13 protein-coding genes are annotated in these 15407 nt (G+C 64.9%); all 13 read left to right on the plus strand.

Going from position 1 to position 15407, the window contains the following annotated elements; translation table 11 throughout:
* The 13 genes from ACS5Q0_RS09740 to metF all read left to right on the plus strand — a co-directional run bounded on the left by ACS5Q0_RS09740 (nucleotide 1) and on the right by metF (nucleotide 15389).
* The gene (locus ACS5Q0_RS09740) at nucleotides 1–681 is read left to right on the plus strand and encodes an N-acetylmannosamine-6-phosphate 2-epimerase (protein ID WP_473126425.1); all 681 of its coding nucleotides are present in this window, start codon (nucleotides 1–3) and stop codon (nucleotides 679–681) included.
* 11 nt (nucleotides 682–692) lie between these two features.
* Complete coding sequence (locus tag ACS5Q0_RS09745; RefSeq protein WP_473126426.1) at nucleotides 693–1763, plus strand: ABC transporter ATP-binding protein; 1071 nt, start codon at nucleotides 693–695, stop codon at nucleotides 1761–1763.
* Nucleotides 1764–1844: 81 nt separating this feature from the next.
* The gene (msrP, locus tag ACS5Q0_RS09750) at nucleotides 1845–2789 is read left to right on the plus strand and encodes a protein-methionine-sulfoxide reductase catalytic subunit MsrP (protein WP_473126427.1); all 945 of its coding nucleotides are present in this window, start codon (nucleotides 1845–1847) and stop codon (nucleotides 2787–2789) included.
* Nucleotides 2789–3433 carry a protein-methionine-sulfoxide reductase heme-binding subunit MsrQ gene (gene msrQ, locus ACS5Q0_RS09755; RefSeq protein WP_473126428.1) on the plus strand — a complete coding sequence of 215 codons (645 nt, stop codon included), beginning with the start codon at nucleotides 2789–2791 and terminating at the stop codon, nucleotides 3431–3433. The genes msrP and msrQ overlap by 1 nt, the downstream gene beginning before the upstream one ends.
* Before the next feature lie 202 nt (nucleotides 3434–3635).
* Nucleotides 3636–4331: a molybdate ABC transporter permease subunit gene (modB, locus tag ACS5Q0_RS09760; RefSeq protein ID WP_473126429.1), complete on the plus strand. Its 696-nt coding sequence runs from the start codon at nucleotides 3636–3638 to the stop codon at nucleotides 4329–4331.
* Nucleotides 4331–5437 carry a molybdenum ABC transporter ATP-binding protein gene (gene modC, locus ACS5Q0_RS09765; protein WP_473126430.1) on the plus strand — a complete coding sequence of 369 codons (1107 nt, stop codon included), beginning with the start codon at nucleotides 4331–4333 and terminating at the stop codon, nucleotides 5435–5437. The genes modB and modC overlap by 1 nt, the downstream gene beginning before the upstream one ends.
* A 79-nt stretch (nucleotides 5438–5516) precedes the next feature.
* Complete coding sequence (locus ACS5Q0_RS09770) at nucleotides 5517–6779, plus strand: aminopeptidase (protein WP_473126431.1); 1263 nt, start codon at nucleotides 5517–5519, stop codon at nucleotides 6777–6779.
* A gap of 189 nt (nucleotides 6780–6968) precedes the next feature.
* A complete protein-coding gene (locus ACS5Q0_RS09775) occupies nucleotides 6969–8312 on the plus strand; it encodes an erythromycin esterase family protein (protein ID WP_473126432.1) in 1344 nt (447 codons plus the stop codon).
* A gap of 1102 nt (nucleotides 8313–9414) precedes the next feature.
* A complete protein-coding gene (ettA, locus tag ACS5Q0_RS09780) occupies nucleotides 9415–11067 on the plus strand; it encodes an energy-dependent translational throttle protein EttA (protein WP_473126433.1) in 1653 nt (550 codons plus the stop codon).
* 293 nt (nucleotides 11068–11360) lie between these two features.
* Nucleotides 11361–11747 (plus strand): hypothetical protein, encoded by a 387-nt coding sequence (locus ACS5Q0_RS09785; RefSeq protein WP_473126434.1) that lies wholly within the window; start codon nucleotides 11361–11363, stop codon nucleotides 11745–11747.
* Between the two features lie 119 nt (nucleotides 11748–11866).
* Nucleotides 11867–13342 carry an AMP nucleosidase gene (locus tag ACS5Q0_RS09790; RefSeq protein WP_473126435.1) on the plus strand — a complete coding sequence of 492 codons (1476 nt, stop codon included), beginning with the start codon at nucleotides 11867–11869 and terminating at the stop codon, nucleotides 13340–13342.
* A 128-nt stretch (nucleotides 13343–13470) separates the two neighbouring features.
* Nucleotides 13471–14484: an ArsR/SmtB family transcription factor gene (locus ACS5Q0_RS09795; RefSeq protein ID WP_473126436.1), complete on the plus strand. Its 1014-nt coding sequence runs from the start codon at nucleotides 13471–13473 to the stop codon at nucleotides 14482–14484.
* Nucleotides 14484–15389 carry a methylenetetrahydrofolate reductase [NAD(P)H] gene (gene metF, locus ACS5Q0_RS09800; RefSeq protein WP_473126437.1) on the plus strand — a complete coding sequence of 302 codons (906 nt, stop codon included), beginning with the start codon at nucleotides 14484–14486 and terminating at the stop codon, nucleotides 15387–15389. The genes ACS5Q0_RS09795 and metF overlap by 1 nt, the downstream gene beginning before the upstream one ends.
* Nucleotides 15390–15407: the final 18 nt, after the last annotated feature.

Consider the following 15407-nt stretch of genomic DNA (forward strand, 5'->3'; position numbering starts at 1 on the left):
ATGCTGATCCCGAAAGGCACCCTCGTCGTCTCCTGTCAGGCCCGCGCGGACAATCCGCTGCACGGGTCGGTCCACATGTCCGCCATGGCGCTTGCGGCGCAGGCGGGCGGCGCGGGCGGCATCCGCGCGAACGGCGTGGACGACATCGCCGCCATCCGCGCCGTCACGAAACTCCCGATCATCGGGATCGCGAAGGTGTGGGACGACCGTTTCCCAGTCTACATCACGCCGGGCTTCGACGACGCCGCGCAGATCGCGCAAGCGGGCGCGGACATCATCGGCCTCGACGCGACGGCTCGGTCCCGCAATGGCGAGCCGGTGGAGCGCCTGATCCCCCGCATTCGCCACGAGCTCGGCAAAGAGGTCTTCGCCGATATCGCCACGCTCGACGAGGGCAAGGCGGCACAGGCCCATGGCGCGACCTACGTGGCGTCGACGCTTGCCGGCTATACGGAGGAGACCGCCGCCCGCAAAGGCGAAGGGCCCGATCTGGAGCTGCTTGAGGCTCTCGTCGCGGCGCTGACTGTGCCCGTCGTCGCCGAGGGCCGCTTCGACACGCCCGATCTCGTGGCGGAGGCCTTCCGGCGCGGCGCTCATGCGGTGGTGGTCGGCACGGCGATCACCAATCCGCGCGAGATCACGAAAAAATTCGTCCGGGCCGCGCAGGCCTGGAACGTCTGAGGGAGAGCAGAATGGCCCATGTCTCGATCCGCGACGTCCGAAAGTCCTTCGGAACCGTCTCGATCATCAAGGGGGTCGATATCGACGTCCAGGACGGCGAGTTCGTCATTCTGGTCGGCCCCTCCGGCTGCGGAAAGTCGACGCTCCTCCGGATGATCGCGGGCCTCGAGGATATCACGAGCGGCGATATCCGCATCGGCTCGCGCACCGTCAACGATGTGCCGCCGAAGAACCGCGACATCGCCATGGTGTTTCAGTCCTACGCGCTCTATCCGCACATGACGGTGGCGGAGAACATGGCCTTCTCGCTGAGGCTGAAGGGCGTGCCGCAGGCTGAGCAGAAGAAGCGGGTCGGGGATGCGGCAGCCTCGCTCGGTCTGACGGCGTTGCTCGACCGCTATCCGCGCCAGCTTTCGGGCGGACAGCGCCAGCGCGTCGCCATGGGCCGCGCCATCGTGCGCGACCCGCAGGTGTTCCTGTTCGACGAGCCGCTCTCCAATCTCGACGCCAAGCTGCGCGTGCAGATGCGCGCCGAGATCAAGGAGCTGCACCAGCGCCTCAAGACCACGACGATCTACGTGACGCACGACCAGATCGAAGCCATGACCATGGCCGACAAGATCGTGGTGATGCACGACGGCATCGTCGAGCAGATCGGCGCACCCCTCGAACTCTACGACCGCCCCGCCAACCGCTTCGTCGCCGGCTTCATCGGGTCGCCGGCTATGAACTTCGTCGAGGGGCGTTTGGAGCAGGGTGGGCTGGCGCTTCCGAGCGGGGCAGTTCTGCCGCTGGAGGCCCAGCCCTCGGCCGCTCCGGGATCGAAGCTCACCTATGGCATCCGGCCCGAGCACCTCCACGTCGCGCCCGCCGGAACACCGGGTTCGATCCCGGCCACCGTCGCGGTGATCGAGCCGACGGGGGCGGACACCACGCTGATCGCGAAGGCGGAGGGCGGCAATCTCACCGTCGTTCTGCGGGAGCGTTGCAGCTTGAAGCCGGGGGAGGCCGTGGCCCTGAGGCCCGCAGCCCACCAGGCCCATCTCTTCGACGAGCAGGGCAGGCGTATCGCAACCACGTGAGGGGTCTACACGGAAACGTGAAACCACCGGCGGCGTTCTCGGGTATACCTCTAGCGCATTGGTCTGAACCGAGGTCTCACCGTGCTGATCCGACGTCCCTCCGATATCCTCCCCTCCGAGATCACGCCTCAGGAGGTCTATCTCAACCGCCGCCAATGGATGGCTGGTGCCGCCGGTCTCGCCCTGGCGGCGGGTTTGCCGGCGCAGGTGGAAGCCGCGCCCCTGTCGGCCCAGAAAAGCCCTTTCTCCACCGATGAGAAGCTCACGAGCCGCGCGGATGTCACGAGCTACAACAATTATTACGAGTTCGGGGTCGACAAGGACGATCCGGCGAAGAATGCCGGAACGCTCAAGACTTCTCCCTGGACGGTGAAGATCGACGGGCTCGTGGGCAAGCCCCAGGAGATCGGGATCGAGGACCTGATCAAGGCCTCCGCGCTCGAGGAGCGGATCTATCGGATGCGCTGCGTCGAGGGCTGGTCCATGGTGATCCCGTGGGTCGGCTTCCCTCTGGCGGATCTCATCAAGCGGGCGGAACCGCTCGGAAGCGCCAAGTATGTGGCCTTCGAGACCGTCAACCGCCCCAGCGAAATGTCCGGCCTGCGCTCGGTCTTCCCCATACTCGATTGGCCCTACAGGGAAGGCCTGCGGCTGGATGAGGCCATGCATCCGCTCACGATCCTCGCGGTCGGCCTTTACGGCGAGACCCTGCCGAACCAGAACGGCGCGCCGATTCGGCTCGTCGTGCCATGGAAATACGGTTTCAAGGGCATCAAGTCGATCACCCGCATCAGCTTCGTCGAGAAGCAGCCGGTGACGGCATGGAATACGCAGGCGCCGAACGAATACGGCTTCTACGCCAACGTGAATCCGACCGTGGATCACCCCCGCTGGAGCCAGGCCACCGAGCGGCGCATCGGAGAGGGCGGCCTCTTCGTGAAACGGCGGCCCACGCTCATGTTCAACGGCTACGCGGATCAGGTGGCGAGCCTCTATTCCGGAATGGACCTGCGGAAGTTCTACTGATGACAGGCCGACCTTCCGTTCAGAGCGCGAAGAAGGGCTTCGCGCTGCCCCAGGTGCCCAAGATCCTGGTCTATATCGTCGGGTTCGTTCCGGCCGTCTGGCTCTTCTATCGGGGCATCACCGATCAGCTGGGCGCCGACCCGATGCGCTACCTGGAACAGGCGCTCGGCCTGTGGGCTTTGCGCTTCCTCATCGCGACGCTCACGATCACGCCTTTACGCCAGCTCTTCTCCGTCAATCTGCTGCGCTATCGCCGTGCTCTCGGGTTGCTCGCTTTTTATTATGCGCTCCTCCATCTCGTCACCTACATGGTGCTCGACCAGGGGCTCGATCTGGCGGCCATTTGGGCCGATATCGTGAAACGGCCCTACATCACCATCGGTATGGCGACCTTCGTCATTCTCGTGCCGCTGGCGCTCACCTCCACCAATGCCGCGATCCGGCGCATGGGCGGGCAGGCCTGGGCGAGGCTGCATCGCCTCGTCTATATCGCCGCCATCGGCGCGGCCCTCCATTTCATCCTCGTGGTCAAATCCTGGCCGATGGAGCCTCTTGTCTATGCGGCCATCGTGGCAGGGCTTCTCGGCTACCGCCTCGTCCGTTCCATGAAGAAGAAGGCGCAACTCCGGCACCGCCCGGCTTGAAGCCGGGGGCGGGTCCGCTAGGATGCGCCGAGCCGATGGGGCCCGGGGAGCAAGGGATGCGGACAGCACGTTCGAGCAAAGGCACAGCCGAGACGTCGATCGTCGGGCCTGCGCTTGCTGAGGTCCTGCGATCCTTGCGGGCGCGGCTGCCGCTTTCCGGGACACAGAACTTCGGCGTCGTGAGCGCAGCGGGTTCGGACTCGTGACGGATTGGCTCTCTCCCGAGGAATGGACGGCGGTCCGCCTCAGCCTCAAGGTCGCGCTCGTCGCCATGAGCGCGAGCCTCCTGCCCGCGATTGCGACGGCCTATGTCCTGGAGCGTGGCCGGTTCTGGGGACGGCAGGCGCTCGATGTGCTGGTTCATCTGCCGCTGGTTCTTCCTCCCGTCGTCGTCGGTTATGCGCTTCTCCTGGGCTTCGGGCGGCGCGGACCGATCGGCTCCTTTCTCGACGAACAGTTCGGCATCGTTCTGGCGTTCCGGTGGACAGGGGCGGCGCTGGCCTGTGCCATCATGGGGTTTCCCCTGCTCGTGCGCGCGATCCGCCTGTCCCTCGAGACCGTCGACCGCAGGATTGAGGATGCTGCGGGAACGCTGGGCGCCCATCCTGTCTGGGTCTTTCTGGTGGTGACCCTGCCGCTGATCCTGCCCGGGATCCTGGCGGGCATGGTTCTGTCATTCGCAAAAGCCATGGGAGAGTTCGGCGCAACCATCACCTTCGTTTCCAACATTCCCGGCGAGACGCAGACGATCCCGTCGGCCATCTACACATTCACGCAGGTGCCGGGCGGCGAGGGCGGCGCCTTGCGCCTGACCTTCGTGTCCATTGCGATCTCCATCGCCGCGCTCTGGATGTCCGAGTGGATGGCGCGGCGGGTCCGGCGGAGGTTCCTCGCCTGATGGTCCTCGACGTCGACATTCACCATCGGCAAGGTGCTTTCACGCTCGATGCCCGCTTCCGGTCGGAGGGGCGGCTGACGGCTCTGTTCGGCCCGTCCGGCTCGGGCAAGACGACGCTCGTGAACGTCATCGGCGGCCTCATTCGCCCGGATTCAGGGCGCGTCTCGGTGAAAGGACGCGTCCTCGTCGATACGGCGCAGGACATCGTCGTGCCGAAGCACAGGCGAAGGATCGGATACGTCTTCCAGGAAGCGCGCCTGTTCCCGCATCTGAACGTGCGGCAGAATCTGCTGTTCGGGCGCTGGTTCACTCCCAGGAGAGAACGGGCCGCCAAATTCGACGGCATCGTGGAGCTTTTGGGCATCGGGCACCTGCAGGACAGATGGCCGTCGACGCTGTCGGGGGGCGAGCGGCAGCGCGTGGCGATCGGGCGCGCGCTTCTCTCCGACCCCCACTTGCTGCTGATGGACGAGCCGCTGGCCTCGCTCGACGAGGAACGGAAAGCCGAGATTTACCCCTATATCGAGCGATTGCGGGACGAAGGCGACGTCCCCATGGTCCTCGTCAGCCATTCCGTGCCGGAGATCGCACGGCTTGCGACCACCATCGTGATCCTGAGCGGAGGGCGGGTCACCGCCTCCGGTCCCGCCGCCGATGTCCTGCTGCACACGAGGCTCTTTCCGCATACGGGGCCCGTGGAGGCCGGCGCCTTGGTCGAGGCCCGCGTGCTGCGGCACGAGGAGGCCTATGACCTGACGATCCTTCAGGTCGCGGCGGGGACGCTCACCGTTTCGCGCCTCGACCGGCCTGTCGGCGCGCCTGTGAGGGTGCGCCTGCGCGCCAGGGACATCATCCTGTCCCTCCATGCGCCGCAGGGCATGAGCGCACTCAACGTGCTGCCCGGCACCATCACGGCGATCGACGAGGCGACCGGATCCTCCATGGATGTGGTTCTCGATTGCGGCGGCGACAGCATCGTCGCCAGCGTGACGCGAAAATCCGTCGAACAGCTTGGCCTCGTGCCGGGCTTGGCTGTGCAGGCGATCATCAAGAGCGTCGCTTTCGACCGTGAAGCCCTTGGCTCCGTGCAGCCGGGGAATATGTGAGTCCCGGATCCCGGAGGTTGCTCCTGGCCCCGAGGCGTGTAGCCTGCCTCCAACCTTACATCCTGCAAGAGATGACATTATGAACGAACAAGTCCGCACGCCCCTTGATGCCCCATCCCACGCCCAGCTTCTCGACCGCCTCGCAGAGGTCGCCGTGCGGGTGGGTCTCGGGCTCAAGGAAGGCCAGGAACTGGTCGTGACCGCTCCGCTCGACGCGGTTCCCCTGGTGCGCCGCATCACGGAACACGCCTACAAGGCGGGCGCGTCCCTGGTGACTACGTTCTTCTCCGACGAGGAGGCGACCCTGCTGCGGTATCGCTACGGCCACGCCGAGGGCTTCGATACGGCCGCCGCATGGCTCTACGAGGGCATGGCCGCAGCCTTCAGGAACGGCGCGGCGCGTCTGGCCGTGGTCGGAGAGGATCCGTCCCTGCTCGCCAAGGAGGATCCCGAGAAGGTCTCCCGCGCCAACCGCGCTCGCTCCAAGGCCTACATGCCGGCGCTCGGCCTGATCGCGGGCTTCGACATCAACTGGACCATCGTATCCGCTGCGACGCCCGCCTGGGCAAAGGCCGTGTTCCCGGACGATCCGGAAGACGTGGCGGTCGCGAAGCTCTGGCAGGCGATCTTCTCGGCTTCGCGGGTCGACACGCCGGATCCGATAGCCGCCTGGGAGCAGCACAATGCGAGCCTTCAGGCGCGCACGCGCATGCTCAACGAGAAGAATTACGCCGCCCTTCATTTCCGTGGTCCAGGCACGGATCTGCGCGTCGGGCTCGCGGACGGGCACGAGTGGAACGGCGGCTCGGCCAGGGCGAAGAACGGGGTGGTCTGCAACGCCAACATCCCGACGGAAGAAGTCTTCACCACGCCGCACAAGGACCGTGTGGACGGATACGTCACCAGCACGAAGCCCCTGTCCTACAACGGGACTCTGATCCAGGACATCCAGGTGACGTTCGAAGGCGGGCGCATCGTGGAGAGCAAGGCCCGGACCGGCGAGGCGGTGCTGAACAAGGTCCTCGACACGGACGAGGGCGCGCGCCGCCTCGGCGAGGTGGCGCTGGTGCCGTTCTCGTCGCCGATTTCCCGGAGCGGCCTGCTTTTCTTCAACACGCTCTTCGACGAGAACGCCTCGAGCCATATCGCGCTGGGACAAGCCTACAGCAAGTGCATCCGCGACGGCGGCGGCATGAGCGAGGAGGAACTGGCCTCGCGCGGCGCCAACAAGAGCCTCATCCACATCGACTGGATGATCGGCTCCGACAAGGTGGATGTGGACGGCATCACTCAGGCCGGTACGCCCGAGCCGCTGATGCGCGGCGGTGAATGGGTCTCCTGACGAAAACGCTATTGGCGCCGGCCGGTCGCGGCCGGCGCATACTTCGAGTCAACGGATGCTGGGCGCACGCCCGGCCATTGGGGCGGCGGAGGAGGCGTTCGCCACGATGATGGAGAACGAAGTCCTTCCGGAACAGGAGTCATGACCCGTCGTTAGTGGAGAAACTTCTCCACGCTTCGAGGTGCGACAATGGCCCGATTTTCCTGGAAGCAGAACGAGAACGAGGCTTCGATCAGGGAGGCCGTCCACGTTGTGCGCGATCACGGCGAGCCGCTTCCTCCGCTCGACGATGCGGATGCGTTCGGAGCGCTGTTCGACCGGTTCGCGGATGCCAAGGTCGTGCTGCTGGGCGAGGCGACCCACGGCACCTCCGAATTCTACCGGGCGCGCGCTGCCATCACGCGGCGGCTGATCGAGCATCACGGATTCAACATCGTGGCCGTGGAGGCGGATTGGCCCGATGCGGCGCGGATCGATGCCTATGTGCGCCACCGCCACGTTCCGGACGGTGACGACGTCGCCTTCGAGCGCTTTCCCACCTGGATGTGGCGCAACGAGGAGGTCTACGACTTCGTCAATTGGATGCGCGCCTTCAGCAAAGATCTTCCCGAGGACCGTCGCGCCGAGTTTCGCGGGCTCGACGTCTACAGCCTGAACGCGTCCATCCGCTCCGTGCTCGATTACCTCGACCGGGTCGATCCAGAGGCCGCGAAGGAGGCGAGGGGACGCTACGGCTGCCTGAGCCCCTGGCAGTCGGACCCAGCCCGCTACGGCCGCGCGGTGATCACGGGGCAGAAGAAGCCCTGCGACGAGAAACTGCTGCGCCAGCTGCAGGAGATCCTCGACAAGCGGATGGACTATCTCGAGTCGGAGGGCGGCGAGCAGTTCTTCGACGCCGTGCAGAACGCCAAGATCGTTCACGCGGCGGAGCATTACTACCGGATCATGTATGAGGGCGCGACGGAATCCTGGAACCTGCGCGACCGGCACATGTTCGACACCCTCCAGAGCCTGCTGGCCCGCCGCGAGAATGCCAAGGCGGTGGTCTGGGCGCACAATTCCCACATCGGAAATGCTTCGGCGACCGCCATGGGCTGGCAGGGCGAGTTCAATATCGGGGAGCTGTGCCGCAAGGCCTTTCGGGAAGAGGCCGTTCTCATCGGTTTCGGAACCGACCGAGGCACCGTGGCCGCCGCCGACGATTGGGACGAGCCGATGCAGGTGAAGAACGTCATCCCGGCCCGGCCCGACAGCCATGAGCGGATCTTCCGCGAAACCGGGCTCGGCCGCTTCCTCACCGATTGGCGGGAGAATTTCCAGGACGACCTGAAGCTGGCCCTGTCCCGCCCGCGCCTGGAGCGCGCCATCGGCGTGATCTACCGGCCGGAGACGGAGCTCTACAGCCATTATTTTGAGGCGATCCTGACCGAGCAGTTCGACGCCTTCGTCTGGTTCGAGGAGACCAAGGCGGTGACGCCGCTGACCCATGCTCATGGGGAGGGGATGCCGGAGACCTATCCGTTCGGGCTGTGAGACAGGAGCGATGCGCCTGTCCGGGCCGGGCTCCTTTCCCGTACCACTCCCACGTGCCCTCCATAGTTACGCCCGCTCTCGTCATGGCCTCCTCCCGTCGTGACCCTCCCGTCGTTTAGGTCTTCCTCTCGTCATCCCCGGGCTTGTCCCGGGGATCCCCGTCTTTCTCCCGTTGCGGTTCTGAAGACGTGGGTGGCCGGGTCTGATCCCCGGATCAAGTCCGGGGACGGCCATGACGGTGAGCGGCGGAAGCGGCGGAGTGGCCGAGGGATGGTCGGGCGGCATGTTCCATCTTTGTTCTTGACAGGTGCGTCAAGCTAAGATATATCGTGATCTGTCCCGGCTCGCCGAGGGGCGCGCTCGCGAGGCGTCGCAGGTTGTGGAGCCGGGGCACGGTCCCGCGCTCCAGGCCACGCAGCCTGGACTGACGGGAGGCCGCCCGCGGCCGGTGGGCTCGCCCATCGCGTTCATGCGTTGGCCGCCTAAAAGAACCGTGCGCGAGGAGCCGTCAGGTTCCCCAGCCATCACCATTCTCCATCGAGCCGGACCGCTCCTCGCGCGACCCCTCGACTGCTCCCCCTCGGTGCCGACCAGCCCCGAGGCCGATCCTCCATGCCCTGCGCTCTTTGACAGCTCCGCTTCGTCCTGGCGCTCCTTCCGCCATGCCCCGTCGTCATGGCCGTCCCCGGACTTGATCCGGGGATCAGGCCCGGCCACCCACGTCTTCAGAACCGCAACGGGATCAAGACGGGGATGACGGGGAGAGTGTTGGGGCCTCAGCCTCTCACCTCATCACCACTGGCCGTCCGCGGAGTTGATCCGGGATCAGTCCCAGCCTTCCACGTCTTGGAAGCCCCAGCACAAGGCCGGGAGGGACAATTGCCTCTCCATCCGAGAAAGCCGCGCCTTGCCGCACCGGGATCATCTGCGCAAGGCGAGCGAAGGCTCGATGAACAGGGGTGCCCCGATTGAGGGAGCTTGCCCCTCGAACTCTCCGCGGACGGGAAGGGAGCGGCGACACTCCCCCGCCTTGCCCCCGCAGGCAGCCCCTGCTAACTGACGGCCAATCCCTTTCAACCGACTTACCAGCAGGGCTTTTCCCGTGTCCCGTCAGTTCATCTACCACATGCGTGGCCTCTCCAAGACTTATTCGGGCGGCAAGAAGGTCTTGGACAACATCCATCTCTCCTTCTACCCGGATGCCAAGATCGGCGTGCTCGGCGTCAACGGCGCCGGTAAGTCGACCCTGCTGCGCATCATGGCCGGCACCGATACCGACTGGACCGGCGAGGCCTGGGTGGCCGAGGGGGCCCGAGTCGGCTACCTGCCGCAGGAGCCCCAGCTCGATCCGACCAAGAACGTGCGCGAGAACGTGATGCTGGGCGTGGCCGCCAAAAAGGCGCTGCTCGACCGCTACAACGAGATCGCCATGAACTACTCGGAGGAGACGGCGGACGAGATGACCCGTCTCCAGGACGAGATCGAGGCCAAGGGCCTGTGGGATCTCGATTCCCAGGTCGACCAGGCCATGGACGCCCTGCGCTGCCCGCCGGACGATTGGACCGTGGACAAGCTCTCGGGCGGCGAGCGTCGCCGCGTGGCCCTGTGCCGTCTGCTCCTGGAGCAGCCGGAACTGCTGCTCCTCGACGAGCCGACCAACCACCTGGACGCCGAAACCACGGCCTGGCTCGAAGGCCACCTGCGCAATTATCCGGGCGCGATCCTCATCGTGACCCACGATCGCTACTTCCTGGACAACGTGACGGGCTGGATCCTCGAACTCGACCGTGGCCGCGGCATTCCTTACGAAGGCAATTACTCGTCCTGGCTCGAGCAGAAGCAGAAGCGCCTCGCGCAGGAGGGCCGTGAGGAAGAGGCCCGCCAGCGCACCATCGAGCGCGAGCGCGAATGGGTGTCGGCCTCGCCGAAGGCCCGTCAGGCCAAGTCCAAGGCCCGTATCCAGCGTTACGAGGACCTCGTGGCCAAGGCCAACGAAAAGGGCCCGACGACGGCTCAGATCATCATCCCGATCGCCGAGCGCCTGGGCAACAACGTCATCGAGTTCGACAACCTCAAGAAAGCCTTCGGCGACAAGCTCCTGATCGACGGCCTGTCCTTCAAGCTGCCGCCGGGCGGCATCGTCGGCGTGATCGGTCCGAACGGCGCCGGTAAGACCACGCTGTTCCGCATGATCACGGGGCAGGAGCAGCCGGACGAGGGCACCATCACCATCGGCGAGAGCGTCAAGCTCGGCTATGTCGACCAGAGCCGCGATTCGCTCGATGCCAACAAGACGCTCTACGAGGAGATCTCCGGCGGCAACGAGGTGCTCTATCTCGGCAAGCGCGAGATCAACGCCCGCGCCTATTGCTCGGCGTTCAACTTCAAGGGTTCCGACCAGCAGAAGAAGGTCGGCGTGCTCTCGGGCGGCGAGCGCAACCGCGTGCATCTCGCCAAGATCCTGAAGTCGGGCTCCAACGTGCTTCTCCTCGACGAGCCGACCAACGACCTCGACGTGGACACCCTGCGTGCGCTCGAAGAGGCGCTGGAGGATTACGCAGGCTGCGCGGTGATCATCAGCCACGATCGCTGGTTCCTCGACCGCATCGCCACCCACATCCTGGCCTTCGAGGGCGACAGCCATGTGGAATGGTTCGAGGGCAACTTCGCGGATTACGAGGAGGACAAGAAGCGCCGCCTCGGCACCGATTCCACTATCCCGCACCGGATCAAGTACAAGAAGTTCACGCGGTAGGACCCGCTGCGAACACACGCCTTCCATGGGGCGCGGGATCGAGCAGGCAGCTCGCCCGCGCCCTTTTTCTTGCCGGACGGAATTGGCAAGAAGAATACTCTTCGACGTTCACGCTCGGCCGTGAAAAGGTCGAACCGTCGGCAAAAACACGTCGCCTTCGACTTGGTGCGCGAGGGGCTCGATTTTCATCTCTAGTTCAGGCGGGTCCCTCTATTCTTGAGTCATGCCTTGGGAACGAAGACGCTTTTTTCGATTTTAGTATCCAAAGCCTGTTCTCCTGATGGAGGGTGAAGATGTCTCGCGTGAAGTCCATTCTGGCCGCTGGTTGCACTGCCCTCGCATTCGGCGGAGCGCTTGCAGCCTCGGTTCCGGCCCAGGCTGGTGAGAGCACCGGCCGTTGGCGCGATGGTTCCTATGCGACGCCTTACGGTGTCGTCCGTCCTTATGCGGATTACGGCTATCGTCGCCATTACCGCCATCGCGACTATGACGATGGCGGCGCGGTTGCGGCAGGCGTGATCGGCGGCATGGCGCTCGGCGCCATGGCGGCGCGTCCGGCCTACCCCAATTACTATTACGGGACGAACGTCTATCGCGAACCGTCCTGCTACACGGTGAGCCGTCGCTTCGTAGATCAATGGGGACGCCGGATCGTTCGCCGCGAGCAGGTCTGCGAGTAAGCGTTTCGAGGGCGCCGGGCAACCGGCGCCCCTTTCTCTCGTTCCAGGAGGGGAGTTGGGCTTTCTGCAAAAAGCGTGTATGACCCTTGAGGCACGAGACATCGAGAAGAGACGTTCACGTGCCAGCCGATCCGACCGCCTTTCACACCGTCGCCACTCCAGAAGAAGCCGTCGAGCAGCTGATCCGGCTTCATGACAGCGCCGTCGAGGCGCAGCGCCACGCTCTGGAACATTTTTTCGCGACGGGCACGCCTCCCACACCCCTCGAACGCTCCCGGTTCCGCTATCCTGAGCTGAGGCTCGATTATCGGGCCAATTCGGTGCCGCCGGTAAAGCAGCGCGCCTATGCCAAGTTTCAGGGACCGGGCGTTTATGCGACGACCATCACGCAGCCGGCGTTCTTCAAGAACTACCTGCTGGAACAGCTGAACCATCTCGTGCGCGATTATGGCGCAACCCTCGAGGTCGGCGTCAGCGACCAGGAAATTCCTTATCCCTATATCTTCGAGCGCGGTGACGAACTCGGACGCGGCGCGCATTCGGCTTCCGAACTCGCGCAGCATTTCCCCACGCCGCTTCTCGCCAAAGTCGGCGACGAGATCGCCGACGGCACCTGGATCTTCCATGAGAACGAGCCGCGTCCTCTCTCGCTCTTCGATGCGGCGCGCGTCGATTACTCCTTGCGCCGCCTCGTCCATTACACGGGAAGCGATTGGCGCGCGGTTCAGCCTTGGATCCTGCTCACCAACTATCACCGCTATGTGGACCAGTTCGTCCGCTGGGCCGTGAAGGAACTGGCGAACGGGGAGGGGCCTTACAGCAAGCTCGTCCTGCCCGGCGGCATCACGATCGAGCGCGGTCTCGACGATGCGGCTGTCGAGGAGCTGATCGCTTCCTCGCCGTGGCACCGCTTCCAGATGCCCGCCTATCACCTGATGCGCAAGGACGGGCAGGGCGTCACGCTCGTCAATATCGGCGTCGGCCCGTCGAACGCGAAGAACATCACGGACCATCTCGCGGTGCTGCGCCCGCATTGCTGGCTCATGGTGGGCCATTGCGGCGGCCTGCGTCAGTCGCAATCCATCGGCGATTACGTTCTCGCGCACGGGTATCTCCGGCGCGACCGCATTCTCGACGGCGCGGTGCCGCCGGAAATTCCCTTGCCGGCCCTCGCGGAAATCCAGGTCGCCTTGCAGGAAGCGGCGGTGCAGGTTACCGGCGAGCGTGGCGATGCGTTGAAGCGCAGGCTGCGTACCGGCACCGTCGTGACCTACGACGACCGGAACTGGGAGCTGCGTTGGAGCCAGGAGCGGCGGCAGATCAACCTGTCGCGGGCGATCGCGGTGGACATGGAGAGCGGCACCATCGCCGCGCAAGGGTACCGTCTGCGGGTGCCTTACGGCACGCTGCTCTGCGTGTCCGACAAGCCGTTGCACGGCGAGATCAAGCTGCCTGGCGCCGCCAATGCGTTCTATGAGCGCGCGGTGAGCGAGCATCTCATGATCGGGCTAGCGGCGGTCGATATCCTGCGCGGTCAGCGGGCCTCCGTGCATTCCCGGAAATTGCGCAGCTTCGACGAGCCGCCGTTCCGCTGAGACATCGCCCGGGAAACCAGCCCGCCATTCCGCACCCATGATCACGGCATCGGAGCCTGACGTCCTGCTTGCTCTCTTTCCGGAAAAGATATAAATATATCTTTATATGTAAGAGCGAGTTTTGGCTCATGGCCGATAAGCAAGCGCCATCGCTGGATCTGACCCTGGATGTCCTTCGGGCAGCCGCCGAGGAAACGCGTCTGCGCATCCTTGCTCTGCTGACTGAAGGGGAACTCTCGGTCTCCGACCTGACGGATATCCTCGGGCAGTCTCAGCCGCGCATCTCCCGTCATCTGAAGCTGCTGGTGGAGGCCGGCCTCGTGGTGCGGCATCGGGAAGGGGCCTGGGCCTTTTTCCGGCTAACGGATCGTGGCACTGCCCTGCGGATCATCCGGCCGACGCTGGAGAGCCTCGACCGGTCCGATCCGCAACTGCTGGAGGATCGGACCCGTCTCCAGGCCGTGCGCGCCCAGCGGTCCCAGGCTGCCCAGGCCTATTTCTCCCGCCTCGCTCCCGACTGGGACCGCCTGCGCTCGCTCCATGCCCCCGAAGCCGTCGTCGAGGCGGCCGTGCTTGAAGCCATTGGCCCCAAGCCGATCCGCAACCTCGTCGACCTGGGAACGGGCACGGGTCGCATGCTGCAGCTTCTGGCTCCCCGCGCGAACCGGACGGTGGGGCTCGATGCGAGCCATGCCATGCTCTCGGTCGCCCGCGCCAATCTCGAGAAGGCGGGTCTGCGTGGCATCGAGTTGCGCCAGGGCGATATCTACGCGCCGCCATTTCCGCGCGATACGTTCGATCTGGTCGTCATTCACCAGGTGCTGCATTACCTGGACGATCCCGCACGCGCCATCCGCGAGGCCGCCCGCCTCGTCGCGCCGGGCGGGCGCATTCTCGTGGTGGATTTTGCGCCCCATAAACTGGAATTCCTGCGTGAGGCGCAGGCGCATCGCCGCCTCGGCTTCGCGCCGTCGCAGGTTGCGGGCTGGCTCGACGAGGCAGGCCTCGACTGCACGCTGACGAAGGAAATTGCACCGCCCAGCAGGGGCGATGACCAATTGACCGTTTCCCTTTGGCTCGGACAGGACCGCCGCATCCTCACGGATTGGCCTCTGTCTCAGCCCAGCAAAGAGGTTGCCTGATGTCACCCCTGACTCTTCGCCCCAGCAGGCAGGCCTCGTGTCCGATCAAGGTGTCCTTCGAGTTCTTCCCGCCGAAGACGCCGGACATGGAAACGAATCTTTGGAATTCGATTCAGCGGCTTGCTCCGCTCAACCCGCAATTCGTTTCCGTCACTTATGGTGCTGGCGGCTCCACCCGCGAGCGCACTCATGCCACGGTATCGCGGATCGTGAAGGAAACGCACCTCAAGCCCGCGGCGCACCTGACCTGCGTGGCGGCGACGAAGGACGAGGTGGATACCGTCGTGCGGTCCTACTGGGATGCCGGCGTGCGCCATATCGTTGCCCTTCGCGGCGATCCGGTCGCAGGCATCGGAGCCGCGTATGAGGCGCATCCCGGCGGCTATCGGCAGACCTGCGACCTCGTGGCCGGAATCAAGGCCATCGCCGATTTCGAGGTGTCCGTTTCCGCCTATCCCGAGAAGCATCCCGAGGCTTCCTCTCTTGATGCCGATATCGATGTCCTGAAGGCAAAGGTCGATTGCGGCGCGGATCGCGCGATCACGCAGTTCTTCTTCGATAACGATCATTATTTCCGCTATCTCGACCGCGTGCGGGCGCGGGGCATCGATATTCCTATCGTGCCCGGCATCGTTCCTGTGCAGAACTTCAAGCAGACGGCGAATTTCGCTGCGAAGACAGGCGCGAGCGTGCCTGCTTGGCTGGCGGCCCGCTTCGAAGACCTCGACAACGACGTGGAGACGCGCAAGCTCGTGGCGGCCGCTGTCGCCGCCGAGCAGGTGATCGACCTCGTCGATCGCGGCGTGTGCGAATTTCACTTCTACACCATGAACCGCGCCGATCTGGTCTATGCCATCTGCCATCTGCTGGGATTGCGTGATCAAGGCGTGAAGGTAGCGGCCTAGGAATTTAATGCCTGGCTG

It is taken from the genome of Microvirga sp. HS2 (genome assembly GCF_055792805.1).